Annotated in this window: 27 protein-coding genes; 12 read left to right on the top strand and 15 right to left on the bottom strand. The window is 66.4% G+C overall.

Annotated features, from left to right (window positions below):
• Window positions 1-205 precede the first annotated feature (205 nt).
• Window positions 206-442: a hypothetical protein gene (locus QX041_RS06525; RefSeq protein ID WP_315712310.1), complete on the top strand. Its 237-nt coding sequence runs from the start codon at window positions 206-208 to the stop codon at window positions 440-442.
• 128 nt (window positions 443-570) lie between these two features.
• Window positions 571-1161 carry an NAD(P)H-dependent oxidoreductase gene (locus tag QX041_RS06530; protein WP_315826823.1) on the top strand — a complete coding sequence of 197 codons (591 nt, stop codon included), beginning with the start codon at window positions 571-573 and terminating at the stop codon, window positions 1159-1161.
• Between the two features lie 69 nt (window positions 1162-1230).
• On the opposite strand, the gene QX041_RS06535 is transcribed toward QX041_RS06530, so the two are convergent.
• Complete coding sequence (locus QX041_RS06535; RefSeq protein ID WP_315712308.1) at window positions 1231-1479, bottom strand: hypothetical protein; 249 nt, start codon at window positions 1477-1479, stop codon at window positions 1231-1233.
• Between the two features lie 376 nt (window positions 1480-1855).
• Between QX041_RS06535 and QX041_RS06540 the strand changes: the two genes are divergently transcribed.
• The 4 genes from QX041_RS06540 (at window position 1856) to QX041_RS06555 (ending at window position 6415) form a co-directional block, all read left to right on the top strand.
• Complete coding sequence (locus QX041_RS06540; RefSeq protein ID WP_315712307.1) at window positions 1856-2743, top strand: LysR substrate-binding domain-containing protein; 888 nt, start codon at window positions 1856-1858, stop codon at window positions 2741-2743.
• Between the two features lie 120 nt (window positions 2744-2863).
• Window positions 2864-4153, top strand: coding sequence for a 4-aminobutyrate--2-oxoglutarate transaminase (gene gabT, locus QX041_RS06545; RefSeq protein ID WP_315826824.1), 1290 nt, complete (start codon window positions 2864-2866; stop codon window positions 4151-4153).
• 40 nt (window positions 4154-4193) lie between these two features.
• On the top strand, window positions 4194-5492 hold the full coding sequence (locus QX041_RS06550) for an ArgE/DapE family deacylase (protein WP_316164725.1): 1299 nt from the start codon (window positions 4194-4196) through the stop codon (window positions 5490-5492).
• Window positions 5489-6415 carry a glyoxylate/hydroxypyruvate reductase A gene (locus QX041_RS06555; RefSeq protein WP_316164846.1) on the top strand — a complete coding sequence of 309 codons (927 nt, stop codon included), beginning with the start codon at window positions 5489-5491 and terminating at the stop codon, window positions 6413-6415. Before QX041_RS06550 ends, QX041_RS06555 begins: the two co-directional genes overlap by 4 nt.
• Window positions 6416-6428: 13 nt before the next feature.
• On the opposite strand, the gene QX041_RS06560 is transcribed toward QX041_RS06555, so the two are convergent.
• Together QX041_RS06560 and QX041_RS06565 are read right to left on the bottom strand one after the other, a co-directional pair.
• Window positions 6429-6812, bottom strand: coding sequence for a hypothetical protein (locus QX041_RS06560; protein ID WP_315712303.1), 384 nt, complete (start codon window positions 6810-6812; stop codon window positions 6429-6431).
• A gap of 145 nt (window positions 6813-6957) precedes the next feature.
• Complete coding sequence (locus tag QX041_RS06565; RefSeq protein WP_315712301.1) at window positions 6958-7191, bottom strand: DUF6894 family protein; 234 nt, start codon at window positions 7189-7191, stop codon at window positions 6958-6960.
• 207 nt (window positions 7192-7398) lie between these two features.
• On the opposite strand from QX041_RS06565, the gene QX041_RS06570 reads away from it, so the two are divergent.
• The 4 genes from QX041_RS06570 to QX041_RS06585 all read left to right on the top strand — a co-directional run bounded on the left by QX041_RS06570 (window position 7399) and on the right by QX041_RS06585 (window position 10243).
• The gene (locus QX041_RS06570) at window positions 7399-7581 is read left to right on the top strand and encodes a hypothetical protein (protein ID WP_315712640.1); all 183 of its coding nucleotides are present in this window, start codon (window positions 7399-7401) and stop codon (window positions 7579-7581) included.
• A gap of 221 nt (window positions 7582-7802) precedes the next feature.
• Complete coding sequence (locus tag QX041_RS06575; protein WP_315712299.1) at window positions 7803-8687, top strand: hypothetical protein; 885 nt, start codon at window positions 7803-7805, stop codon at window positions 8685-8687.
• Complete coding sequence (locus tag QX041_RS06580; RefSeq protein WP_315826827.1) at window positions 8677-9066, top strand: cytochrome C; 390 nt, start codon at window positions 8677-8679, stop codon at window positions 9064-9066. The genes QX041_RS06575 and QX041_RS06580 overlap by 11 nt, the downstream gene beginning before the upstream one ends.
• A 340-nt stretch (window positions 9067-9406) precedes the next feature.
• Window positions 9407-10243, top strand: coding sequence for an HD domain-containing protein (locus QX041_RS06585; protein ID WP_315712295.1), 837 nt, complete (start codon window positions 9407-9409; stop codon window positions 10241-10243).
• A 10-nt stretch (window positions 10244-10253) separates the two neighbouring features.
• Here QX041_RS06585 and QX041_RS06590 read toward each other — a convergent pair whose 3' ends face one another.
• The 12 genes from QX041_RS06590 to QX041_RS06645 all read right to left on the bottom strand — a co-directional run bounded on the left by QX041_RS06590 (window position 10254) and on the right by QX041_RS06645 (window position 20885).
• Entirely contained in the window at window positions 10254-10928 is a 675-nt protein-coding gene (locus QX041_RS06590) for an HAD family hydrolase (RefSeq protein ID WP_316164726.1), read from the bottom strand.
• Between the two features lie 169 nt (window positions 10929-11097).
• Window positions 11098-11505 carry a hypothetical protein gene (locus tag QX041_RS06595; protein WP_315712293.1) on the bottom strand — a complete coding sequence of 136 codons (408 nt, stop codon included), beginning with the start codon at window positions 11503-11505 and terminating at the stop codon, window positions 11098-11100.
• A 106-nt stretch (window positions 11506-11611) separates the two neighbouring features.
• Window positions 11612-11818 (bottom strand): hypothetical protein, encoded by a 207-nt coding sequence (locus QX041_RS06600; protein WP_315712292.1) that lies wholly within the window; start codon window positions 11816-11818, stop codon window positions 11612-11614.
• A gap of 133 nt (window positions 11819-11951) precedes the next feature.
• The gene (locus tag QX041_RS06605; RefSeq protein WP_316164727.1) at window positions 11952-12848 is read right to left on the bottom strand and encodes a hypothetical protein; all 897 of its coding nucleotides are present in this window, start codon (window positions 12846-12848) and stop codon (window positions 11952-11954) included.
• Between the two features lie 521 nt (window positions 12849-13369).
• Complete coding sequence (locus tag QX041_RS06610; RefSeq protein ID WP_315712289.1) at window positions 13370-15436, bottom strand: PAS domain S-box protein; 2067 nt, start codon at window positions 15434-15436, stop codon at window positions 13370-13372.
• Window positions 15437-15500: 64 nt separating this feature from the next.
• Complete coding sequence (locus QX041_RS06615; protein WP_316164728.1) at window positions 15501-16238, bottom strand: Crp/Fnr family transcriptional regulator; 738 nt, start codon at window positions 16236-16238, stop codon at window positions 15501-15503.
• Between the two features lie 780 nt (window positions 16239-17018).
• The gene (locus QX041_RS06620; protein ID WP_316164847.1) at window positions 17019-17576 is read right to left on the bottom strand and encodes a DUF4142 domain-containing protein; all 558 of its coding nucleotides are present in this window, start codon (window positions 17574-17576) and stop codon (window positions 17019-17021) included.
• Between the two features lie 42 nt (window positions 17577-17618).
• Window positions 17619-18413 carry a DUF72 domain-containing protein gene (locus tag QX041_RS06625; RefSeq protein WP_316164848.1) on the bottom strand — a complete coding sequence of 265 codons (795 nt, stop codon included), beginning with the start codon at window positions 18411-18413 and terminating at the stop codon, window positions 17619-17621.
• Between the two features lie 95 nt (window positions 18414-18508).
• Window positions 18509-18715 carry a hypothetical protein gene (locus QX041_RS06630; RefSeq protein ID WP_316164729.1) on the bottom strand — a complete coding sequence of 69 codons (207 nt, stop codon included), beginning with the start codon at window positions 18713-18715 and terminating at the stop codon, window positions 18509-18511.
• Between the two features lie 132 nt (window positions 18716-18847).
• Window positions 18848-19045, bottom strand: a complete 198-nt coding sequence (locus QX041_RS06635; protein ID WP_315712282.1) for a hypothetical protein — start codon at window positions 19043-19045, stop codon at window positions 18848-18850.
• A gap of 38 nt (window positions 19046-19083) precedes the next feature.
• Complete coding sequence (locus tag QX041_RS06640) at window positions 19084-20424, bottom strand: sorbosone dehydrogenase family protein (RefSeq protein WP_316164730.1); 1341 nt, start codon at window positions 20422-20424, stop codon at window positions 19084-19086.
• Window positions 20421-20885: a DUF2231 domain-containing protein gene (locus QX041_RS06645; protein ID WP_316164731.1), complete on the bottom strand. Its 465-nt coding sequence runs from the start codon at window positions 20883-20885 to the stop codon at window positions 20421-20423. The genes QX041_RS06640 and QX041_RS06645 overlap by 4 nt, the downstream gene beginning before the upstream one ends.
• Window positions 20886-21293: 408 nt before the next feature.
• Between QX041_RS06645 and QX041_RS06650 the strand changes: the two genes are divergently transcribed.
• Together QX041_RS06650 and QX041_RS06655 are read left to right on the top strand one after the other, a co-directional pair.
• Window positions 21294-22145: a 3-hydroxybutyryl-CoA dehydrogenase gene (locus QX041_RS06650; protein WP_315712279.1), complete on the top strand. Its 852-nt coding sequence runs from the start codon at window positions 21294-21296 to the stop codon at window positions 22143-22145.
• Window positions 22146-23036: 891 nt separating this feature from the next.
• Window positions 23037-23333 (top strand): copper-binding protein, encoded by a 297-nt coding sequence (locus tag QX041_RS06655; RefSeq protein ID WP_315712278.1) that lies wholly within the window; start codon window positions 23037-23039, stop codon window positions 23331-23333.
• The last annotated feature ends 23 nt before the right edge of the window (window positions 23334-23356 follow it).

Here is a 23356-nt window from a genome sequence, read left to right on the forward strand (position 1 = left end):
GTCGAAGATGCAACAGGCCGCAAAATTGTGGTGCAGGAACGAGAGCGCTTGTTGAAGGCGCGCCGCGACGTGTCATCATTTGATTCTGCGGCGGCAACTGCTTCGCGACATCAGTGAAAGCAGCGGGTGAACCGGACAAACAGCGGGCGAATTGGGGACGGCGATGCGAACTCATCTGTTCAGGATGCGGAATTGGAATGTGGCAATGGCAGGGCTTGCGCTGGCGATGGTCGCCAGCCCGCGCGCGGGCCATGCCTTCACGGAGGACGACCAGCGGCGGCTGTGCACGGGCGACGTGTTCCGGCTGTGCTCGTCGGAGATTCCCGATCGCGACCGCATCATTGCCTGCATGATGAAGCAGCGCGCCAGCCTCAGCGACGGCTGCCGCAGCGTGTTCGGCCGGCCATCCGAGCGCTCCGCTTCGGCCACGGTGACGCGCTGAGCCTGCCTCGTCTCGTTTCTGCAACCACGCGCCGCCGGTCCATCGATCTGCGGCGTGACCATAATGACCTCCATGACATGACGGCGTGGTAGTCTGGCGCGGATCGTCCGGCCAGGAGTTGACCCGCCATGAGCTTCCGCATCCTCGTCCTCTACGGCTCCTATCGCTCCGACCGGATGGGCATCCGGCTCGCGCAATTCGTCGTGGACGGGTTGCGCGCCAAGGACCAGGACGTCGAGCTGATCGACGCCAAGGCGGTCGGCCTGCCGATGCTCGACCGCATGTACAAGGAATATCCGCCCGGCCAGGCGCCAGCGGCCATGGCCGAGCTTGCGGCCAAGATCCGTGCCGCCGACGGCTTCGTGTTCGTCACTGGCGAATATAACTGGGGCATGCAGCCGGGACTGAAGAACCTCACCGACCACTTTCTCGAGGAATGGTTCTGGCGTCCGGCGGCGATCGCGAGCTATTCCGCCGGCCGGCTCTCCGGGGCCCGGGCCGCCACGGCGTGGCACGGCACGTTGTCGGAGATGGGCATGGTGGTGGTGTCGAGCACGCTTGCCGTCGGCCCGATCGGTCAGGCGCTGTCCGCCGACGGCAGGCCGACCGGCGATTCCGGCCAGTCGCTGGAACGCGCGTTTCCGCGTTTTGCCGACGATCTCTTGTGGTGGGTCGAGGCGGGCAGGGAGCAGCGGGCGCGCCGGGCGCCACCTTACTGAGCGCGGGCATCAGTGCGGGCCGGAGCGCAAGCGCTCCGGCTCTTGCGCCAAGTCCGCGAACCAGGTCCGCTAACGTTGTTCGGCGCTGCCGGTCCCGTTGGTGACCGCGCGCTGACGCGCCGGGGCGCTTGCGCCCTGGCCCTGACAGGGCCGCTCCATCCAGGTTCCGTCGGGGGCCTGCTGGTAGGCGCGGCACGGCAGGGACGACGTGGTCTGATCATCCGGCTTGGGCGTCTGGGAGCTTTTCGCCAGTGCGGGGGCGGCCGTCGCGACGAGGGCTGCCAGCGAACCGACGTAGATCATTTGGCTGATCCGCATCTTGGGGGTTCTCCTGCTCGAAGCACTCCCGATTCAAAGTCGAATTGTGGAAACTTTTAGGCAAATGGCGCCTGCCATGGCGGGAGGCTTAAGGATCGTTTGCGACGTGGCCTGCCTCGTTAAGACGTCCGCGGAGGTCCCGGCCGCGCGCGTGGCTTTCTCTGGGCTGGCATTGCGCCAATGCTGACGCTAAGAGCGGCATGACGCGCGAAAGCGCCCTCGTGACCGCGATGCGGCGCTCCGCCCGGAACGCCTTGTGCGGACAACGGACGCCGCCATGGCAGCCGGCGCTCCGACATCAGCCGCGCGATCACGGATCGCGGCGGTTCCGCTTCAGGGCGGGAGGGAGATCGCGCAGGCTGAGAACTGTGCGAGCATGACGAGACCCCGATTGCCCTCCCTGATCGCGCTGCGTGCCTTCGAGGCCGTCGGCCGCAAGGGCAGCGTGCGCGCCGCCGGCGACGAGCTCGCGGTCAGCCACACCGTGGTCTCGCGCCATCTGCAAAATCTGCAGCGCAGCCTGGGCGTGGCGCTGGTGCGGGCGGAGGGGCGGGGCCTCGCGCTGACCGAGGCCGGACGTCAGTTTCATGCCGAGGTCAGCCAGGCCTTCGACATCATCGCCCGCGCGACAATCTCGGTGCGGCCCGTGGCGCGTCCGACCCTGAACATCTGGTGCATTCCGGGCCTCGCGAATCGCCGCCTGCTGGCGCGGCTGCCCGAGCTGAGCGGCCCGCCGCGCAACTGGGACATCAATCTGCAGCCGACGCTGGCGCACCCCGATTTGCAGCGCGGCGAAGCGGATGCGGAGATCGTCTATGCCGAAGCGGTCGACCGGAGCGGCGGCCTGGTCGCTGAGGAGCTGGTGCGCCCACGCGTATTCCCGGTCGCAAGCCCGGCCTATCTGGCAAGGTTTCCGGCGATCGCGACACTCCCGGGCCTCGCCAGGGCCTCGCTGATCCACGAGGAATCCACCGCGCAATGGGAACAATGGTTCGAGCTGGCGGGGTATCGGGAGCCGGTCACGTTGCGCGGTCAGCGGCTGTGGCACGCGCATCTCGCCATCGAGGCGGCCCGCTTCGGCCAGGGCGTCGCGCTCGCCAACGAGGTGTTGGTCGCCGATGATCTGCGCAGCGGTGCGCTGGTCGAGGTGATCCCCTCGGCACTCCACATGGGAGCCTATCAGCTCGTCGCGCTGCGGGAGCGCTGGGACGAGCCCGCGATCGTCGCGCTGCGGGCTTGGCTGAAGAATGTGCTCGCCGCGTAGCTGCGCGCTCGTCCCGCTGGGTCCGGTGCATTGCAGGCACCTGTCGTCGGGAACAAGCTGATTGATCGCGACGGCTCTCGGCGTAGCCTGCGGCTCGATTTTCCCACGAGGAGTTGAGCCATGGTTGCGAATTCGGCTGCGAACGAAGACCTGCTGGCGCGACGACACGAGGCCGTCGTCCGGGGCGTGAGCTATGCGACGCCGCTGTTTGCTGACCGCGCCCTCAACAGCGAGGTGTGGGACGTCGAGGGTAAGCGCTATGTCGACTTTGCCGGCGGCATCGCGGTGCTCAACACCGGCCACTGCCATCCGCATGTCGTTGCCGCGATCCGGGCGCAGCTCGACCGCTTCACCCACACCTGCTTCCAGGTGCTGCAATACGAGCCGTATGTGCGGCTGAGCGAACGGCTCAACGCGCTGGCGCCGATTTCGGGGCCGGCCAAGTCGATCCTGCTGACGACCGGCGCGGAGGCGACCGAGAACGCCATCAAGATCGCGCGCGCCGCCACGGGGCGCAGCGGCATCATTGCCTTCACCGGCGCGTTCCACGGCCGCACCGCGCTCGCCAATGCGATGACCGGCAAGGTGATGCCGTACAAGAAGCATTTCGGGCCGCCGCTGCCAGGCGTCTGGCATGCGCCGTTCCCGATCGCCGGCAGCAGCGTGACGGTCGAGGACACGCTGTCCTACATCAACTTCATCTTCAAGGCCGACATCGACGCCTCGCAGGTCGCGGCCATCATCATCGAGCCGGTGCAGGGCGAGGGCGGTTTCCACCAGGCGCCGCCGGAGCTGATGCGCGGCCTGCGCCGGATCTGCGACAGCAATGGCATCGTGCTGATCGCAGACGAGGTGCAGACCGGCTTCGGCCGAACCGGCAAGATGTTCGCAATGGAGCACTACGATGTGCAGCCGGACCTGATCTGCGTCGCCAAGAGTCTCGCCGGCGGCATGCCGCTGTCCGGCGTGATCGGACGTGCCGCGATCATGGACGCCGCGGAGCCGGGCGGCCTCGGCGGCACCTATGGCGGCAATCCGCTGGCCTGCGCGGCGGCGCTCGCCGTGCTCGACGTGTTCGAGCAGGAGAAGCTGCTCGACCGCGCCAATGCGATCGGCGAGCGGCTGCGCGCGGCGATCGAGCGCTTCTCGCGCGCCAACAACCTGGTTCCGGTTTCCGGGCCGCGCGGTCCTGGCGCGATGGTTGCTTTCGATATCCTGAAGCAGCGCGGCAGCGACGAGCCGGATTCCGAAATGACCAAGCGCGTGACCCGCGTGGCGCACGAGAATGGCCTGATCCTGTTGTCCTGCGGTGTCACCGCGAGCACCATTCGCATCCTGGTGCCGCTGACCGCCTCGGACGAGATCGTGGACGAAGGGCTCGCGATCCTGGAGAAGTGCCTGGCCGCCTGACGCGCGGCCGAGATGAACGGGAAGGCTGGAGGTTTGAAACGTGACTGACGCTGCGGCGGCTGTGCCGAATGACGTGATGGAGCGGCTCGCCGCCGCTGTCGATGCCAACTTCGCCAGGCAGGTCGCCTTCCTGCAGCAGCTCGTGCAGTTCCGCAGCCTGCGTGGCGAGGAGGCGCCGGCGCAGGACTGGCTGGCTCGCGAGTTCGCGACCCGCGGCTATCAGGTCGACCGCTTCAGCCTCGAGGATGTCGACCTGATGCGCCATCCCAAGGCGGCGCCGATGGACAGCATCGCGCTCGACGGCTCGCAGCAGGTGGTGGCGACGCTCGACGGCGCGGGCAAGGGCCGCAGCCTGATTCTGCAGGGCCACATCGACGTCGTGCCGGAAGGGCCGACCGATCTCTGGGACGATCCACCCTATGAGGGGATCGTGCGCGACGGCTGGATGATCGGCCGCGGCGCGCAGGACATGAAGGCCGGCGTCTCCGCGATGATCTTCGCGCTCGACGCGATCAAGGCCGCCGGCTTCGTGCCGGACGGACGCATTCACCTGGAGACCGTGACCGAGGAGGAGAGCACCGGCAACGGCGCGCTCTCGACCTTGATGCGCGGCTACACGGCGGATGCCTGCCTGATCCCGGAGCCGACCGGCCACACGCTGACCCGCGCGCAGGTCGGCGCCATCTGGTTCCGGCTGCGCGTCCGCGGCACGCCGGTCCACGTTGCCTATGCCGAGACCGGCACCAATGCGATCCTCTCGGCGATGCATCTGATCCGCGCCTTCCAGGAGCACACGAAAGAGATCAACGCGCGTGCCAAGTCGAACGCCTGGTTCGCTGCGGTCAAGGATCCGATCAAGTTCAACGTCGGCATCATCAAGGGCGGCGACTGGGCGAGCTCGACGCCGGCCTGGTGCGACCTCGATTGCCGGCTGGGCGTGCTGCCGGGCGAGACGCCGGCGCAGGCCATGGCCGGCATCGAGCAGTGTCTCGCGAAGGCGCAGGCCGCAGACAGCTTCCTGTCGGAGAATCCGGTCGAGCTGGTGTGGAGCGGCTTCCAGGCCGATCCTGCGGTGTGCGAGCCCGGCAGCGCCGCCGAGGCGGCGCTGGCCGAGGTACATGCACGGGTATTCGAGAAGCCGCTCGACGTGCGGCTCTCTACGGCGGTCAACGACACCCGCTACTATCAGGTCGACTATGGCATCCCGGCGCTGTGCTACGGGCCCTATGGCATCGGTCCGCACGCGTTCGACGAGCGTGTCGATCTCGACAGCGTGCGCAAGACCACGCTGTCGATCGCGATGTTCGTCGCGCAATGGTGCGGACTGCGGCCGGCATGATCACGGTCGCGCTCCTCAGCCGTCCCGGACTGATGGATCCGATGCAGGCGCTGCTCGCGCGCGAGCTGCCGGGCGTGACCGTCGCGTCATGGCCGGAGTCGGCGGCACGCGACGCCGACCTTGCCGTGTGCTGGAAGCCGGAGCCCGGCGCGCTGGCGGCGATGCCGAAGCTGAAGCTGATCCATTCGATCGCAGCGGGCGTCGACAACATCCTGTCCGATCCGACCGTGCCGGACGTGCCGCTGTGCCGGATCGTCGATCCCGATATCTCCGCGGCCATGACCGAGTTCGTGCTGTGGGGGACGCTGTATTTCCACCGCGATTTCGATCGCGTCGTCAGCAATGCGCGCAACGGCGTGTGGCGGCGTTACGAGCAGCGCGCCGCGAAGGACCGCCGGGTCGGCATTCTCGGTCTCGGCGAGCTCGGCTTTGCGGCGGCGATCCGTCTCGTCGAGCTGGGGTTCGCGGTGAGCGCGTGGTCGCGCTCGCCCAAGGCGCTCGCCGGTGTGCGGACCTATGGCGGCGCCGATGCGCTCGACGCCTTCCTCGGCGAGACGGAGATCCTGATCTGCTTGCTGCCGCTGACGGCCTCGACCGCGGGCCTGCTCGATGCCGGGCGCCTGGGCCGGCTGCCCAAGGGCGCCGCGCTGATCCTGTGCAGCCGCGGCGAGCACCTGGTGACGGAGGATCTGGTCGCGCTGCTTCGCAGCGGCCATCTGCGCGGCGCGGTGCTCGATGTCTTCGCGCATGAGCCGTTGCCCGCGGACCATGCGCTGTGGCGCGAGCCGGGCGTGCTGGTGACGCCGCACATGGCGGCGATCGCCTCCTGGGAGGTGATCGCGCAGCAGGTCGCGGAGAATGCGCGGCGGTTGCTGCGCGGAGAGACGTTGCGGAACGTCGTCGATCGCGCCCGCGGCTACTGATTTACCAGCGTGTCTACTCGAGTGTCTGCACCGGCGGCGCGACCGGGCCGCGCGGCGCCGGCGGAGCGACAGCGACGGTCCGTGCAGGCGGGGGTGCGCTGCGCGGCGCGGCCTGCGGCTGCTGCTGAGACTCGGTCATCGCAGCCTGGCTGTCCCTGACCGGACGCCGAACCTGCTGCGACCGGGCTGCACGCGAGCGGCGGAAGCCCCAGGAGCGCGCGATCGAAGGACCTGCGGTATAGCCGACGACGGCGCCGGCAACGGCCCCGACCGGTCCAAATACGACGGCGCCCGACAAGGCGCCCAGTGCGGCATCGCCGCCGCGGTGCTCGTCGGCCATCGCCGCCGATGCCGTCAATGTCAGCGCCAAGGCCGCGGCCGTCAGCAGTCTGGTCATGAGATGTCCCCTCCGTCGCAACAGCGCCGAAATGGCGGACAAATGTGGCGAGAAGAATGCGAGGAGCGGAACTTGTAAGGAAGCCGGTAACCCTAATGCGGACACAATGTCTCAGCGCCGGGGAGGGCGCAGTGCGCAGCTCCGTTCAATGCATCGGGCCGAGCACCGACGTGAATGGCATGGCGATGATTTCCTCGCCGAGATCGTCGGAAATGTGCAGCACCCAGTCGCGCCAATCCTCCTCGCTCTCGGACGAGATCAGCGACTGCATGACGCGCTCGGCGTGATCACAGGCCTCGGCGAGATCGATGACCGCGGTTCCACGCCGATCGACGAGGAACTCATCGGGATTGGAGCAGTGGAAGAAGACCTGCGTCATGTCCGTCTCCTCAATCGCCCTCCGGCGAATCTCAGTCAGAAGTAACAGCGTGGCGGCGCGCGCGAAATCGGATTGATCACGTAAGGTAAATTACGGGGCGCAGTCTGGGCCGGTGGAACCGGACGTGCAGTGATCCAGCTCACGGAACGCATCGGCGCAGAGGAAGTTGTCGCGAACCATTCGATCCGGCGACAGGAGCTCGACATGATGTCTGAAGTCCAGATCCACGCGATCGCCCGGCAGATGCTCGAGATGCACGGCGCCTCGGCCGTCGCGCAGGCTGCGCAGAAGGCGCAGCAATGCGAAGCCAGTGGCGAGGCCGAGGAGGCCCGCGAATGGCGCCACATCGCGGACGCCATGAGGATGATGCGCGGTCCGCATCAGAGCTGACATCGGATTCCATTTTACCGAATATCGCCGCGCGGTCCGTCGGATCCGCCGACTCTGCTCCGCACCAGCCGGCGGTGGATACGTTCCGTCAAGGGAACGTGTGCCGCATCTCATCCTGGTTTCCGACCCATTTTCCACGCAAGAATCGGGCAACATGATTCGGCAGTGGATTCGCCGCTGACCAACGTTGCCGGCGCGCCCGCCGTCCAGGGATTATTGCCATGGTCTTCTTCAAGCGTGAGCTGAGCCCCGTCGAGATCTTCGAGCGTGCGCTGAAGGACAAGCAGGCCGCGCGGCAGCGGCTGACGGACCGTCTCCGCGTGGCCGAGGCGGCGCTGGACGAGAAGCGCGTCGTCGCGGAGCGGCTTGCCAAGGCCGGCGCCAGCAACGGGCAGCTCGATCGTGCCGAATCCAAGATGCAGGCCGTCGAGCAGAAGGCCAAGGCGCTGCGCGCATCCGTCGCCGAGTGCGACGAGCAGATCATCCTGGCGGAGCGCGCCTTCGCCGACGCGGTGGCGCAGCGCGACCGCGACCGCGCCGCCAACGACATCGAGGCCGTCGCCACCGCCATCGAGCAGGCGGTTCCTCGCTTCGAAATCGGTGCGGCGGCGCTCGTCGATGCGGTCACGCGCGGCCGCGCGGCGCTGAGCGAGGCCAGCCGTTTCGCGTCCGATGTCGACGACATCCGCCGCGAGGTGCTCTCCGCCGCGGAGCTGATCTGCTGGGAGCTGCGCGCCGCCGCAAGCCGCACGCGGGCCGGCAACATCAACGTGGCCCTGCTGGCGCCGCCCGAGACGCGGCAACTGCCGGCGCCCGAGACCGACCGTCAGATGATCTATACGCTGAGCCCGCTGACCTGGCGCGAGGGCGAGGAGGTGAAGCGCGTCGCCGCGTTCACCATGACGGCGCTGCCCAAGGCCCTGCTGCCGCTGGCGCTGGCGCATCAGCACGTCGACTATCTCAACGCGCGCCGGGTCCAGACGCTGATGCACGTCCATGGCGGCGGACAGCAGCAGAGCGAGCCGATGCCCGACGATCCGGCGCTGGTCGATCTCGATGCGCTGGGTGCGCAGGCCGAGGAAAGCCCGCAGGCTGATGTCGCCTGAGCGCGTCCACGCGCGCAGGCGCGCCGGAGCGCGGCTGAAGCTCGTTGGATCGGCCGTGCTGCTGCTGATTGTCATCAGCGCTGCACGGGCGGAAAATCTCGATGCCGGCAAATCCGGTGCGCGGCTGTTTGCGGACAGCTGCGCCACCTGTCATCGCTCGGCACGTGGGCTCGCCAAGGGGCGCTTTCGCCTGACGCTCTATCTGTTCCTGCAGAAGCACTACACCAGCAGCGACGACGCCGCGTCGGCCTTGAGCACCTATCTGCAGTCGGTCGATGCGCCGGCAGCCGCACCGGCCCGCCGTCCCCCTTCGCGGCGCCCGGCCCATCGTGGTGAGACACGACCGCCGCGGCCGCCGCTGCCGGTGCGGGGACGTTAGCGAGCGCGCTGCACGTCGCGCTCCGCCTCTCTCGTCACGTGAGGTGAACGGGCCGCGGCGATCGAATTTGAGCTGCTCAGGTGCAGCCGCTCGGCCCGCAGTTTTCCGGTGTGTGCTCGTCCGGGTGTGGCCGATATCCTCGACCTGGGCTATGCTCGTCGGCCAAGGTGCTCGACGCCCCCGGGAGGCCGATCTCGCGCGTGTCCGTGCGAAGCTGGCCGTCCCGAGCCGGATCATCGTGACGTCTCAGTCGTGCCACGAGCCGCGTTATCGTGATTGTGTTTTCGGGCGTTATGTCTTTTGACGTTGTGTTTGGGCTGTCTGAGGCGGGGCAGCGGCGATGATGACCTTACCGGAGCTCGCGGCAGCGGCGTTGGAGCGTTTCCTCAGCTCCTATATGCGACGCCGTTTCGGATCGTCTCATACCCAGTTGACGGAGATGCTTCCGGCAGCTGCGCGCATTGCGCTGGAATGCATCGGCAACAGCGATGCGCTGTATCACAACGTCGAGCACACCTTGCTGGTGACGTTGGCCGGCCACGAGATCCTGCGCGGCCGTGCGCTGCACAGCCACATGACGGCGGACGACTACGTCCACGTCATCCTGGCCTGCCTGCTTCACGACATCGGCTATGTCCGCGGCTTGTTCAGGGAAGACGATGTCAATGGCTTCGTCGTCGATCGCGGCGGCCGCAAGATCTGCCTGCCGCGCGGCTCCTCCGATGCCAGCCTGATGCCGTATCACGTCGACCGCTCGAAGCTGTACGTGATCAACCGCATCGAAGGCATGGCGCCGCTGGACAAGGACCGCATCGCCCGCGCCATCGAGGGCACGCGCTTTCCGCCGCTCGCGGGCCAGCAGTTCGACGAGGAGCAGTCGATCGTGCGCGCCGCCGACCTGATCGGGCAGCTCGGCGACCCCAACTACATCCGCAAGGCCAACGCGCTGTATCACGAGTTCGAGGAGGTCGGCATCAACCGGCAGCTCGGCTATGAGTCACCGGCCGACATCGTCAATCGTTATCCGCAGTTTTATTGGAACAGCGTCGCCCCGCACATCCAGACCGAGATCCGCTATCTCAACATGACATCGACGGGGCGCCAGTGGATCGCCAACCTCTATGCCAACGTGTTCCGCGCCGAACGCGACATCTCGCTGTCGGGCCCGCAGAGCTGACTGGCTGGAGTCAACGCCGGCCCCCGACCTCGTCGATGTGGTCGAGCAGGTCGGCCGGGTCCTCGTAGACGCGGATGGCGCCGGACTGGCGCAATTCCTCCGAGCCATAGCCACCACTCAACAGGCCGACGCCGAGCGCCCGGCAGCGGGTTGCGGCAAGCATGTCCCAGATGCTGTCGCCGATCACGACCGCGCGCTCGATCGGCGCGTCGAGGCGGGCGGCGGCCGCGAGAAACAGGTCGGGATCAGGCTTGGCGTAGCGGACCTCGTCGCGGGTCACGACGGCGCTGGTCTTGGGATCGACGCCGAGCGCGGCGAGATTGACGGCCGCCGTTTCCATTCTGCCGCTGGTCGCGATCGCCCAGGGGATGCCGGCATCGGTCAGGAAACCCAGCAGCTCGCGGGCGCCGGGCAGGGGCCGGACCTGGCCTCCGAGCTTCTGATAGGCAGCCGCATGCGCTTTCCGCAGCCGCTCGATCCGCTTGGGCTCGATGGCAAAACCGGTCTCGCGCAGCAGCTGGTTGGTGAACAGGCCGCCGCTCATGCCGATCTTGCGGTGGATGCGCCAGACCGAGAGCTCGATGTTCTCGGCATCCAGCGCCGTCTTCCAGGCGAGCACGTGCTGATAGACGCTGTCGACCAGCGTGCCGTCAAGGTCGAACAGGAAGGCGGTTTCGATGCGCATGGCTCGCTCCGGGCTGGATGTCTGCTGCGTAGCAGCTCAAGGCCAAGCGGCAGCGGCCATCCGGGTTCCTGCCCGCCGCCGGGCTGTGCCGTGCCCGCTATGGCTGTGCGCAGACCGACGAGCCGTGCGGTCTTTCCACTCCGTCGGTAGCCCCGAGGCCGCTCCGGGGTCAGCCCTTGGGACGGATGAAGCCGGCCAGCGTCTTCTTCTGCTCCTCGCACCAGTTCGTCATGCCGAGGCGGCGCTGATCCATGTCGATGGCCTGCGTGGCGACGGCCACCTCCGCCATCAGATCGTCGTCCTGCTTCTCGCCCATCTTGCCGCCGGTGTGCATGTAGGCGATCGCCTTGCGCACCTTCTCGGTCGTGCCGTCAGGCATCTTCATGTCCTGCGCCTTCTGGACCAGATCCTGATAGACGACATCGACGCCGGGACATTCGACCTTGGTGGCGAACGCCTCCAGTACCATGGTCGTATACATGTGGCGTGGCTCGGCGCTGCCCGGTGTCAGGGCCGCCAGCAATGCCGCGATGGTCAATGCCGCAAGGGTTGACGTGTAAAGCAGACCGTTTCGCATTCTCTGGCTACCTCCCGCTTGTTTTCGGCGAGGCTAGCCTGTGGGCGAAGCGCGGGCAACAACGAGCGCAGTGCAGCACGCGCGAATTGATCGAAGGGGTCGCCGGCTACTTGTTCAGCCGCCGCTCCTGCTCCTTGAGCAGAACGTCGAGCTCCTCGCTCTGCTGCGCGAGGCGGTCGGCGTTGCGCTCCTCGTCCGCGGCACCCGACTGCGAGGCGGCCTGCTCGGTGATCTGGCGGATGTTGTCGCGCAGGATCGCGATGCGGTCTGCGAGGTCGGAGGCGGACAGGACGGTCGGATCGGTCAGGCTCATGAACCCCTCGGGGATGCGCATTGTCAGGCGCAGTTCCTTAGCTCGGAAAGCCGCGTCGCCACAAGTGGATCGACGACATCGATCACCGCTGCGCCGATCGGCGCGGACCAGCGCGGGCGCCTGTGCGGATCCTTCAGCGCACCGGCATTGGCGGGCGCACCACGGGCTGATCCGGATCGACCGGCGCCGACGGCAGCGGCATCGGGGCGGGCGGCGGAGGGGCCATGCTGGTTGCGGCCGGCGGCGGCATGCGCGGCCGGTGCGGTGCTGCCGCACCAGGCTGTGCCGGGGTCACGGCCGCCGTTGCAGGGCGCGCGGCCGGGCGCGGCGGCCGGATCGTCTGCTCGATGGCGCGCGGATCGAACGACCGTGCTTCCGCGGTCCGCTCGCTCGGCCGCTCGGTGGGCCTGTCGCTGGACTTGGCCTCGGCGACCCGCGCCATGTCGCGGACCATCTGCTCCTGCCCGGCCTTCAACTGTGCGAGGCTCGTCTTCAGCTCGCCGATCTGCTGGCTCAAGGCAGCGAGGTCGTGGGCCATCGATTGCAGCAACTGCGCCTGCTCCTGCGAGGTCGCGCCAACCGCGCTCGTTGCGTGCTCCTGCGCCTCGGCCGGCGCTTCTGCGGCCGCCTGCTGGGGCGCGGTCGCGGCTGGCTGTGCCGCGGCATCCTTGTCGGCGTTCGAAGCCAGCGAGATCCGCGGCATCCAATGCGCGATCATCTCCTGGGCCTGGTCTCCATAGCTCTGCCAGGCGGCTGCGGCGACGGCGCTGCCGACCGCGAACAGCACCGCCAGAATGGTGCGCACGGCCCAGGTGGCGAACGTGCTGCGCTCTCCGGTGACCGCGAAGTCGCTGGTCGCCTGCGTCCTGTAGTCAGGGTCGATCTTCGGCGAGGGCACGTCCGGTGGCCGTTGCGAGCTGCGCCTGTCCGCTTCGGCGGCAGTGCGATCGGCGCGGGCCGCCAGCACGATCTCGGGATCGATCACGGCATGAGGCTGCTGATCGCCGTCCTTGGTCGTCGTTGCAAGCATTGACGCTCCGTCCTCCGTTGTCGTCCGCCTCGCAGGCGGCGCTCGGCTCTGTTCCGATGCGTCGTCCTACCAACGCCTCGTGCACCCACGCTTCGCGTACTCACGCTGCATCGTACTGACGCTTCGTGACACCAACGTCGGATGACGACTGCGCCACGAAACGCTCGGCCTCTCCGGCCGCATCAGCACAGAACCTGGATACCGGTTGTCCCTCGTGCCCACGCATCTGCATGTTCACGGTGATCCATCTTGGCCAGAGCCGCATACTCGGGAACGTCCCATCATCGTTCCGTCGCGCCGACGCTCTGCTGATTCCCATTCTCATCGACACTTGGTCATATCCGCCCCAACCAAGGCGAAGACATGGCGGTTGCGCGACCCATGCGACCTCCACCTCTGGCCGCAGGCGGAGCATACCCCGAATGCACCGCGAAGGCTATGCCGACGGCGTTTCGCCGTGCCGGCGAGATCCTGGCCATTGTTACCGACCGGTGCCGCGAAATGAAGCGTCGATCGGCCCGTCAACGCTTGAGAATGTCGCCCGTGGGCACTCGGATCTCGCAGCAGAGGCCGCTCGGCTCGAAGCGCCGGACAACGCGGGCACCGACCTCGTACGGCAGCATCTGTTCCAGCAGCACGGTTCCAAAACCCTGGCGCTGCGCACCCAGCGGACGGCCGGACATGCCGGTCTCGGTCCAGTCGATGACCAGCCAGTCGGCCGCGTCGCGCTCATCGAGCCGCCATTCGATCCTGATGAAGCCCCGCGGCACCGTCAGCGCGCCGTATTTCAGTGCATTGGTCGCGAGTTCGTGCATGGCAAGCCCGATGCTCTCGGCCGCCTTCGGCTTCAGTCGCACCTGGGGGCCCGACAGCGAGAATTGCCTGTCCTCGCGCGCGGCGCCGGCGCGCAGCTCATCGGCGATCAGTTCGGCCAGATCGAAACCGGCGAGGGGATCGCGCGTGACGACCGCCTGGATGCGCGACAGCGCAGTGATGCGGCCTTCGAGGTGACTGGCGAAATCCTCGACACTGTCGCTTGAGTCGCCCGTGCGGCGGATGATCGAGCGGATCACGGCGAGCATGTTGCGGACGCGGTGCTGCAGCTCGGCGAGCAGCAGCTTCTGGTGCTCCGAGGCCGAGACCAGCGCCGTGATGTCTTGGGTGATGCCGCCGATGCGCTGCACCCGTCCCAGCTCGTCGACCATGGGAAAACTACGGATGCGCAGCCAGCGCGTGACGTCGTCCGGCTGGCTGACGATACGGACATCCAGGCTGTCGCGCTGGCCACGCCGGGCGCGCTCGAGGCTCTCGATGGCGCGGGGCCGGTCCTCCGGCAGCATGAGCTCGGTCCACGATGCCAGATGGTCGCCGCGGAGCACAGCGCTGCGCGGGACGCCATAGATCGTCTCGAATGCGGGGCTGAGATATTCCCAGCGCAGGGTCTCGGCATCGCGGATCCACACGACGTCGGAGGATGCTTCGCCGAACTGGCGGAAGCGCGCCTCGCTGTCGCGCAGCGCGGCCTCGGTGCGCTTGCGGTCGTCGATGTTCATCGCGAGCCCGACCAGGGTGCCGTCGCCGAGGTCACGGCCGGCGAACATCATCCAGGCGCGTTCCCCGTCCTTGCGAAAATACTGCTTCTCATAGGGACCGATCCGGCCCGTCTGCCGCAGCAGCTCGATCTGGTCGCTCGATGTGCGCATCCATTCCGGGGGGGTCAGGCTCTTCCAGGTCAGCTCGCCGCTGTCGATGTCCTGGCGCGAATAGCCTGTCATCGCCAAGAAGGCCTCGTTGGCGTCGATCAGGGTGCCGGCTGCATGATCGAAGAACAGCACGCCGACCGAATCGATCTCGAGGAGGCGGCGCAGCCGATGATCGCCGGCATCGCCGCCGTTCGAATGCGGCTGCCGTGCGGACGGCCCTGCCTCCGGCAGCTCGCTGCACCCGAGGCAGACGGCAAGCTCGGGATCGGTCTGTGCGAGGGCAAGCACGTCCGAATCGATCGCAAGCAGGTGTACATCGGCCCAGAAATGGGCTGTGCGCAGATAGGCGAGGAAGGCCGCCAGCAGATCGAACCTGGTGTTGCCGAAGGCATGTCGGATTGCGCGCCGCGAGCGGTCGGAATCAGCACGCTGCATGAACAGCACCGACGCGGCCTCGAACAGGTCCGCCTCACCATCGCTGCCCGGCTCCGGGATGTCGAGCGGGGGCTGGACGAGTTCAAGCCGGTCGAGCGCCGCCGCGGCGCGCGCGGGATCCGCGAGCGGCCGCGCGAGCAGGTGACGCGCCCGATCGATCGTCTCCGGGCGAGACGTCGAGTCACCCGCGGGCTTGCCCAATCCGACCAGAAATCCGAAATGCCGGGTCAGACAATAAGGCGAGCGGTTGAGGCGCGACAGATGGACGGCGAGCCGCTCCTTGAAAAGGGCCGGAAGCGGGGTGTCGAGATAGGCGCATTTGGCGAACTGCCAGAGCTGTCGGGTCGCCTCAGGCGCCGACGGCGCCGACCTGAACAGGTTGGGCATCAGCCCGAGGCGCTGCACGATCTCCTGCTCGAAGGGTCCGTCCACCATGCGCTGTTCGACCATCGCCGTTTCCCCGGCAGAGTGCCGACACGGTCAGCATAGCGCAAGCGCCAGCGCTCCGAACCTCTCACTCATTCGCGTCGAGCTGACGGCCTTCGCGGTCCAAATGCAAGTAATTCGCGTTGAACAGGCCGGCGCTCATCAGGCGCTCGAGGTCCGGAAGTACCAGCATCTTGCCCTTGAGCACGATCAGGTTGCTGGCGCGCAGTTCCTGCAGCGTGCGGTTGACGTGGACCTTCGACAGGCCTGTCGCCTCGGCGAGATCTGCCTGGGTGAGAGGGAAGCTGCAACTGCTGTCGTCGGCCAGGCCCGCCAGCCGCAGCCGGAAGAACAGTTCGCACAACAGGTGAGCCATGCGTTCGGACGCGCTGCGTTGCCCGAGATTCATGGTCCATTCGCGCTGGATTGCGGCGTTGACCAGCGTCTCCCACCAGAACGCCGTCGCAATGCGCGGATAGCCGGCGCTGATCTCGTCGAAGAACTCGCGCGGCAGGTCGGCGATCGACACCGGCGTGATGGTGCCGATCGAATGGTCCATCTCGCGCAGGATGAAGATGTTGAGATCGCAGATATCGCCAGGCAGGAAGAACGAGACGATCTGGCGGCGGCCGTCCTCGAGCTGCTTGTAGCGGCAGGCCCAGCCGTTCAGGATCAGATGCACGTCCTTGGGCTTCTCGCCTTCGCGCGCGATGTCGGTGCGTGGCGCGAAGGTCCTTACCCGTTGAGCCGCCGCGCGGTTGAGCATCAGGCGGTCGGCCGCAGAGAGGCGGACGAAATTCTCGAGCTTGCGGACCAGATGACTCAAAGAGTGGTTCCCCCGAGTTGGTTTATTGGGGTTCCATTCGGTGCGACTTCAATAACTTATGTTAGCATGATACCGCGTTGACCGCTGATCTTTCTGCACCTGCGCGCGGAACCAAAGTGCGGCCCGCAGCCGGGGACTGCTGCGGCATCTTGGCGATGCTCCTGCCCTCAGCGATGCTCGGAGCTGGTCGACATCGCGCGAGTCCGACCAGTCCTTCGCGCCCCTGTCGTGGAACTCTCATGAAATCTGATGCGGCATCACCGTCGAAGCCCGTGAAATTACGGGACCCGATGCGTGATCGCGACGATCTGGCGCTCGGCGAAACCTGTGTAGTTAAGGCACCCTTAGTTCCGGCTTCTGGGTTGATCAAAACAAGCAACTGGAAATGCATCAATGCGAGTCGGTCAGCTCTTTGCGGCATCGATGCTCTCGGTCACGGCGCTTGCCTGTGTTCTCGGGGGCCGAGGTGATGGTATCTCACTATCGCGCCTACGCGAGCAGAACCGAAGCGATCAAGTCCGTCGACAAGGGCCGGGCAGCAGGCCGACGCCGCCTTCGCCAAAGCGAAAGCGGCCGTTGAGACGCTCTCCGACAGCCAAGCCATCTTCGACGGACTGAGCGCTGCCAAGGCAAAGCTCACCGACGTGCGCGCGATGGTCGACCGCGCCGCAAGGCCGGATCGAGGTCGATCGCGTACGGATCGAGTCGAGCATCGATCAACTCGGCAATCCTCCGTCCGCGCCGCCTGACGACGGGACTGCACGGCACAGCATCCGAACATCATGAGGGCCAGCTCGGACCGGCGCTCATATCGTTCGCTCGCTTGCCCTTGTCGAGGTTCTGCGCCATTTCGAGATGATGCTGCAGGGCCGGCAGGGTTTTGCCGGCCCATTCCTTCAGCGCCGGATTGTCGCCGCCCTCCGCATAACGCTCGAACAGCGACACCGCGTTCTTGTGGGCGCTGACCTGCATGTCGTCGAAATCCGAGCTGAAGTCCTTGCCGCTCGCTGCCTTCAGCTTGTCGAGCTTGCTCTGATGCGCGCTGTCGAGAACGGCGGGCAGCTGGACCTTGACCTTGCCGCTCTCGACCATGCTCTTCAGCCCGGTCGAAGTCTTGGTGTGATCCTTGACCATCTGCGCGGCGAAGCTCTTCTCCTGCGCGTTGCCCTTCTGCTCGCCGAGCTGGTTCGATTGCAGTTCGAACATGTCGCTGATGGCGACCTGCTTGACGAAGTCCTCGGTGATCGGCGCAATGCCGAGCGCCGAATTCACCCCGGTCTTTTCGCCGACTGATTGGGCGAGGGCAGGGCCCGCGGCCACCAGGCAGCCGAGCGTGATGAGTGTGCGTCGCGCGGATCGTTCCTCTCGTTGGTTGCAGACCTAAACCGAGAGATGTGCACGATGTTCCGACGAGCTGGCGCGCGCTGCGTGGCGTGCGCGGTGAGAAGACGCCGCGAGCAGCCGGCGTAGCCGCAGAGCATCGGCGGGTGCCGCGCTCTTCTGGTCGTTGTCGAAATAGACGTAGACGTCGATGCCGCGCGACGCCCAGGCGCGCATGCGCTTGGCCCAGGCCTCGAGTGTCGCGTCCGGATAGTTGTCCTTGTAGCGGCCGCCCGGACCATGGCCGCGCACATAGACGAAATCGGCCGTGCGCCTCCACGGCGCCGGCGCGTCGTGATGGTCCGACAGGCAGAGCGAGATGTTCGCGTCCCTCAGCAGGCGCATGATGGCCGGTGTGTACCAGCTCGGGTGACGGAATTCGAAGCTGTAGCGCCGGTGCGTCGGCAGCAGCGGCAGAAACGACTCGAGCCGTTCTGGATTCGCTTCGAATTGCGGCGGCAGCTGGAACAGCACGGGGCCGGCCTTGTCGCCGAGCAGCGACAGCCGGCTCTCCATCAGCGCGATGCTGTTGACCGAGCGCGCAGACAGGCGCTTCCAATGCGTGATGAACTTGGAGGCCTTCCAGGCGAAAACGAAATCGGGCCCGGTCTGATCGCGCCAGCCGCGGACGGCGGCTTCCGTCGGTGTCCTGTAGAACACGCCATTCAGCTCGGTGGTCTCGAACTGGCTGGCGTAGTAGGGCAGCCGATGTCTGATCAGCAGTCCCGGCGGAAAGAACGCGCCGCGCCAGGACTCGTAGTGCCATCCCGATGTGCCTATCACGACCCGGGCCATCATCGTCCTCTCGCCGAGACAAGACCTCGAAAGCAAAGCGTCGTGATGGCGTTCGGGTTCCTTTCAGAGCCGCAGCAGACGATACGGCGCGTGGTCTAGCGCTCCGCGGCGTGCAGCACCGGCGCGCTCAACAGCTCGTTGATATGCGCCGCCGTCTCCGCCTGCATCGCCTTCTTCAGCATGATGTCGCGTTCGGGGCCTGCGGGAAGACGTGCTGCCGCCTCGCGGGCAGCGACTGCAGCCTGCTGCAGCCGCTGGCGGAACGACACCGTCTGCTTGCGCCGGTTCCGGGTGACCTTCATGGCGAAACTCCTGTTGATCCTCCGAACATGAGTCTGCTGCCCTGCCGAGGGGCTGTCGCTAACACACGTTAGCGTGCACTTCACTATCCCTGGAGGTCTCGTCGGAACCCGCGATGAGTGTTGTGGTGCTGATTAGTTGTTCGAGCGATCGGGGTCATTGCCCGGAACGCTGAGATGCACCTCGTGGCCTTGCTTGATGGCCAGCGTCGCAGCTGATGCAGCGGATTCGAACGCAGCCTCTTTGGTCGCGTAGTCGCCATGGGCGTTGCCGTCATGCAGCACGCTCCAATGATCGCCGACCGCAACGATGGCGTATTGAGCCAATCCCATATCGTCCTCCATTCTTCGCGTCATTCGGCTGAAGGCCGTCAGCCGCCGGATGCCGTGACGCGCCAGACCGTATTGCCGACATCGTCGGCAATCAGCAGGGCGCCGGTCTTGTCCACGGCGAGACCGACCGGCCGGCCGCGCGCCTCGTTCCGATCATTGAGGAAGCCGGTCACGACGTCCTGGGCTTCGCCGTTCGGCTTGCCGCCATCGAAGGGGACGTAGACCACCTTGTAGCCGTTCAACGGCGTGCGGTTCCAGCTGCCGTGCTCGCCGACGAACGCGCCGCCGCGATAGGCCTGCGGCAGTGCGCTGGCGGTGTAGAACGTCATGCCGAGCGGCGCGACATGCGAGCTGAGCGCGTAGTCCGGGACGATGGCCTTTTCGACCAGGTCCGGCCGCTGCGGCTGCACGCGGGGATCGACATGCTGGCCGTAATAGCTGTATGGCCAGCCATAGAAGCCGCCGTCCTTCACCGAGGTCATGTAGTCGGGCACGAGGTCCGGACCGATCTCGTCACGCTCGTTCACGACCGTCCACAGCGCGCCGCTCTGCGGCTCGAAGCTCAATCCGTTCGGATTGCGCAGGCCGCTCGCGAATACCCGCCAGCGTCCCGTGGTGCGATCCACCTCGAGAATGGCGGCACGGTTCTTCTCGGCCTCGATGCCGTTCTCGGTGATGTTGCTGTTGGAGCCGACGCCCACATAGAGCAACCGGCCGTCGGGGCTCGCCACCAGGCTCTTGGTCCAGTGATGATCGATCGGGCCGCCCGGCAGCGCGGCAAGCGTCGTGCCCGCATCCTTCATCTGGGTTTCGCCCGGCGTGTAGGGATATCGAACGATGGCGTCGGTGTTGGCGATGTAGAGATCGTTGCCGACCAGAGCGATCCCGAACGGCGAATTGAGATGGTCGATGAACAGGCTCTGCTGCTCGGGAATGCCATCGCCATTGGCGTCGTGCAACAATGTGACGCGGTTGCTCGCTCCGGTGTTGCCGCCCGACGTGGCCCAGGATTCGACGAGGGCCATCACGAGATCCTTCGGCCGTTTCGCCGGCGGCGGGGGCGGCGCTTTCGATTCCACCACCAGGACGTCGCCGTCCGGCAGCGTGTAGAGCGAGCGCGGATGCTGCAGGCCGGTCGCGAGCGCCTCGATCTTCAGGCCCGGCGCGACTTTGGGAGTCTCGCCCTGTTTCCAGCCGACCACCGTGGCGACGTTCATCGGCGGCAACAGGTATTGCGTCAATGCGGGCAGCTTGACGTTGGCGCCGATCTCGGCGTTCGGATCGCCGCCTTCGTTGCACGCGGTGAGACCAAGCGCGGATATTCCGAGCAGGAGGGCTGTGAGCAGAGGCGCGAGGCGGGAGGAGCCGGACGGCGTCATCGTGCGACTCCCACCCTGTGACGATACACGAGCGACCAACCGAGCCAGCCGGTGACGGGCAGGATCAGCACCGTGACGAGCGACAGGATGAGGCCGGTCGGCACGACCGAGGTCCAGGCATCGCGTGAATGGACCAAGTTGTTGAAGAAGGCCAGCACCAGGGCGATGAGGTTGCCGGCCATGTGCGGCCAGGCCGGTGCCTGCGACCGGATCAGCCGATTGCCAAGGAAGTCGATGAGCCCGGCGATGCCGGCCAGCACGCCCATGATCAGTCCGACCAGCAGCAGCCAGGCGGAGATATCCGCCCACATGATTTCAGCGGTCCGCCAATAGGCGATGTCGGTGACGAACGCTCCGATGAAGCAGACGATAGGGAACGGCACCAGCATCGGATGGATCGGATGCCGTGCGATCTGCGCCGTTGGCTCCAGGGATGGTCGGGTGATTTCGGCGGTCGCCACGGCGGTCTCCTCGATTGGACCTGTTGCAGCGTGGAGAACCGTCGGCCTCAACAGGTGTTCCGATGACACCGACGGATTTGGCGTGGCGCTCACGCGACGGCCGCCGCCGCCCGGTCGCCCGTGCCGGCGTGTCGGTCAGCGGCTCCTGTTCAGCGGCCCGGTGCCGCGCGCGCTGTCGCCGGCCACGTCGTTGCGCGGCGCCGTCGGCGCGGGTGCGGGCGGCTGGCTCTGGCTGGGCGCCGTGCCGGTTGTCTGCCGGCTCGTCGTTTGGACCCCGGGGCGACCGTTCGCTTCCGATGCCGCCGAACCGCGGGGCCGCCTTGGGTCTACCCGGCCGGCCGATAGCCTGTTAAGCAACCGCGCAGGACGGGGCGGTCCCCGCGGATACGAGATTGAGAGGAAGCGGCAATGATTCAGACGGTCGGCATCATCGGAGCAGGCACCATGGGCAACGGCATCGCGCAGGTGTGCGCCGCCGCGGGCGTTCCGGTCGTCATGGTCGACATCTCGGAGCAGGCCGTGGCGCGCGGGCTGGCGACGGTGGGCTCCAGCCTCGATCGCCTGGTCAAGAAGGAGAAGATGACGACCGCCGACAAGGACAGGGCGTTGTCGCTCATCACCGGCACCGCCGACAAGGCGAAGCTGTCGAACTGCGACCTGGTCATCGAGGCCGCCACGGAGAACGAGGAGCTGAAGCTCAAGATCCTCAAGGACCTCTGTGCCGGTCTGAAACCCGAGGCGCTGATCGCGACCAACACCTCCTCGATCTCGATCACCAAGCTGGCCACCGCCACCGACCGGCCCGACCGCTTCATCGGCATGCACTTCTTCAATCCGGTGCCGATGATGGCGCTGCTCGAACTGATCCGCGGCCTGCAGACCTCGGATGCGACCCATGCGGCCGCCGCCGATTTCGCCAAGCGGATCGGCAAGGTCGCGATCACCGCGAAGAACAGCCCGGGCTTTGCCGTAAACCGCATCCTGTGCCCGATGATCAACGAGGCGATCTTCGCGTATTCGGAAGGCATTGCGACCGCGGCCGACATCGACGAGGGCATGAAGCTCGGCTGCAATCACCCCATCGGTCCGCTGGCGCTGGCCGATCTGATCGGTCTCGACACGATGCTGTCGGTGATGGAGGTGTTCTACAACGGCTTCAACGATCCGAAGTATCGGCCGGCGCCGTTGCTGAAGGAGATGGTGGCCGCAGGCCAGCTCGGCCGCAAGACCGGCAAGGGCTTCTACGACTACAGCAAGTAGCTGCGGCAGATTGCTTCGGCGGCGGGTGACGCCTGCACCCGCCGTGCATCAGGCGATGAAGGATTTCGTTCGGGGACATTGGTCGGGGACATTGGGAATGCGGCGATGCCGCGAGCGGGTATCTCGGCTGCCATTGGTCAACTGATCGCTGCACGCGATCGACTGATCACACGTTCCAATGTTCTCGTTGCGCAGGATCAACCCGAGTATCAGGCCTCGAGCCGCAGATAGCTACAAAGCTCGCGCTGAAGTGATCCAGATGGACGAAACAGCGCCGGGCGGGCAAGGGGCCATGCCTCGCTGATGCAGCCCACTAAGCCGCGACCCGGCGTGCCGTTCGTGATTTGCCGCTATGCGATGGTCCGAAGCGAGTCCCGTCGCACTCAGCGGATCTGGTACGGAGGTGGAGTCATAGAACCTCCCTGCAATCAGATGGGTTGTTGTCGTTCGGACATCGCGGCGTCGTCAGGAACGGCCACCGAGATTGGACGACGCGGTTATCGTCCTCCCGGCTGCCTGTGCTGTCAAGGCGCATCCTGACGCATTGATGAATTCGGCGTTACGGGGCGTGGATACTGCGAGTGCAGGAAAACTTTGATCACGCGCTGGTCTGATGACAAATCCGTGCAAATCACTACATGAGGGTGGCCGAGCCGTGTCGGTCGAAGAAGGTTCGCGATTGCCCGGTCGAGCGCGCGACGTCCGCAGCGGCGGAGACGATCAGCATGTTTTATGTAGGCGTAGTGCTTGGGGGCGACAAACGGGCTGTACGGCGCATTGATTGTGGCGCGTTAGACGGCCCAAAGTCGTCAGCGACGAAGCTGAAGGTTCCGGGAACCAAAGAATTCGTGGTGTTTTGTTTGCCGCGAGAAGCAAGGCAGGAGAACAGCGATGAGAGCAGTTGGCATTACTCTGGCGACGGTCGCCCTGTTTGCGGGGACTTGGCCCGCTCTGGCAGCGGAGCAAGACACGGCGGGCATGGTCACGGGGATCAACCGTCTCAACGGCACGATCGCGATCAAGCGCGTTCCCAACGGGACCGTCGGCGCCAACACGGCCGGAGCGGCCCAGGAGTTCAAGATCAAGGACAACGCCATGATCGAGAACATCCACGCGGGCGATCGCGTGACGTTCTCGACGTCCGACGCCGCCACACCGACGATCGTCAAGCTCGACCGGCAGAAATAGCCGACATAGCCGGATCGAGGGCG

It is taken from the genome of Bradyrhizobium sp. SZCCHNRI2009 (genome assembly GCF_032485115.1).
In the GTDB taxonomy this organism is placed as follows: Bacteria; Pseudomonadota; Alphaproteobacteria; order Rhizobiales; family Xanthobacteraceae; genus Bradyrhizobium.

What these genes read in the sequence shown, in the direction of transcription:
- QX041_RS06525 (WP_315712310.1), top strand. Translation starts at nt 206, where the DNA reads ATGGCAGGGCTTGCGCTGGCGATGGTCGCCAGCCCGCGCGCGGGCCAT.
- QX041_RS06530 (WP_315826823.1), top strand. Translation starts at nt 571, where the DNA reads ATGAGCTTCCGCATCCTCGTCCTCTACGGCTCCTATCGCTCCGACCGG.
- QX041_RS06535 (WP_315712308.1), bottom strand. Translation starts at nt 1,479, where the DNA reads ATGCGGATCAGCCAAATGATCTACGTCGGTTCGCTGGCAGCCCTCGTC.
- QX041_RS06540 (WP_315712307.1), top strand. Translation starts at nt 1,856, where the DNA reads ATGACGAGACCCCGATTGCCCTCCCTGATCGCGCTGCGTGCCTTCGAG.
- gabT (WP_315826824.1), top strand. Translation starts at nt 2,864, where the DNA reads ATGGTTGCGAATTCGGCTGCGAACGAAGACCTGCTGGCGCGACGACAC.
- QX041_RS06555 (WP_316164846.1), top strand. Translation starts at nt 5,489, where the DNA reads ATGATCACGGTCGCGCTCCTCAGCCGTCCCGGACTGATGGATCCGATG.
- QX041_RS06560 (WP_315712303.1), bottom strand. Translation starts at nt 6,812, where the DNA reads ATGACCAGACTGCTGACGGCCGCGGCCTTGGCGCTGACATTGACGGCA.
- QX041_RS06565 (WP_315712301.1), bottom strand. Translation starts at nt 7,191, where the DNA reads ATGACGCAGGTCTTCTTCCACTGCTCCAATCCCGATGAGTTCCTCGTC.
- QX041_RS06570 (WP_315712640.1), top strand. Translation starts at nt 7,399, where the DNA reads ATGTCTGAAGTCCAGATCCACGCGATCGCCCGGCAGATGCTCGAGATG.
- QX041_RS06575 (WP_315712299.1), top strand. Translation starts at nt 7,803, where the DNA reads ATGGTCTTCTTCAAGCGTGAGCTGAGCCCCGTCGAGATCTTCGAGCGT.
- QX041_RS06580 (WP_315826827.1), top strand. Translation starts at nt 8,677, where the DNA reads ATGTCGCCTGAGCGCGTCCACGCGCGCAGGCGCGCCGGAGCGCGGCTG.
- QX041_RS06585 (WP_315712295.1), top strand. Translation starts at nt 9,407, where the DNA reads ATGATGACCTTACCGGAGCTCGCGGCAGCGGCGTTGGAGCGTTTCCTC.
- QX041_RS06590 (WP_316164726.1), bottom strand. Translation starts at nt 10,928, where the DNA reads ATGCGCATCGAAACCGCCTTCCTGTTCGACCTTGACGGCACGCTGGTC.
- QX041_RS06595 (WP_315712293.1), bottom strand. Translation starts at nt 11,505, where the DNA reads ATGCGAAACGGTCTGCTTTACACGTCAACCCTTGCGGCATTGACCATC.
- QX041_RS06600 (WP_315712292.1), bottom strand. Translation starts at nt 11,818, where the DNA reads ATGAGCCTGACCGATCCGACCGTCCTGTCCGCCTCCGACCTCGCAGAC.
- QX041_RS06605 (WP_316164727.1), bottom strand. Translation starts at nt 12,848, where the DNA reads ATGCTTGCAACGACGACCAAGGACGGCGATCAGCAGCCTCATGCCGTG.
- QX041_RS06610 (WP_315712289.1), bottom strand. Translation starts at nt 15,436, where the DNA reads ATGGTCGAACAGCGCATGGTGGACGGACCCTTCGAGCAGGAGATCGTG.
- QX041_RS06625 (WP_316164848.1), bottom strand. Translation starts at nt 18,413, where the DNA reads ATGGCCCGGGTCGTGATAGGCACATCGGGATGGCACTACGAGTCCTGG.
- QX041_RS06630 (WP_316164729.1), bottom strand. Translation starts at nt 18,715, where the DNA reads ATGAAGGTCACCCGGAACCGGCGCAAGCAGACGGTGTCGTTCCGCCAG.
- QX041_RS06635 (WP_315712282.1), bottom strand. Translation starts at nt 19,045, where the DNA reads ATGGGATTGGCTCAATACGCCATCGTTGCGGTCGGCGATCATTGGAGC.
- QX041_RS06640 (WP_316164730.1), bottom strand. Translation starts at nt 20,424, where the DNA reads ATGACGCCGTCCGGCTCCTCCCGCCTCGCGCCTCTGCTCACAGCCCTC.
- QX041_RS06650 (WP_315712279.1), top strand. Translation starts at nt 21,294, where the DNA reads ATGATTCAGACGGTCGGCATCATCGGAGCAGGCACCATGGGCAACGGC.
- QX041_RS06655 (WP_315712278.1), top strand. Translation starts at nt 23,037, where the DNA reads ATGAGAGCAGTTGGCATTACTCTGGCGACGGTCGCCCTGTTTGCGGGG.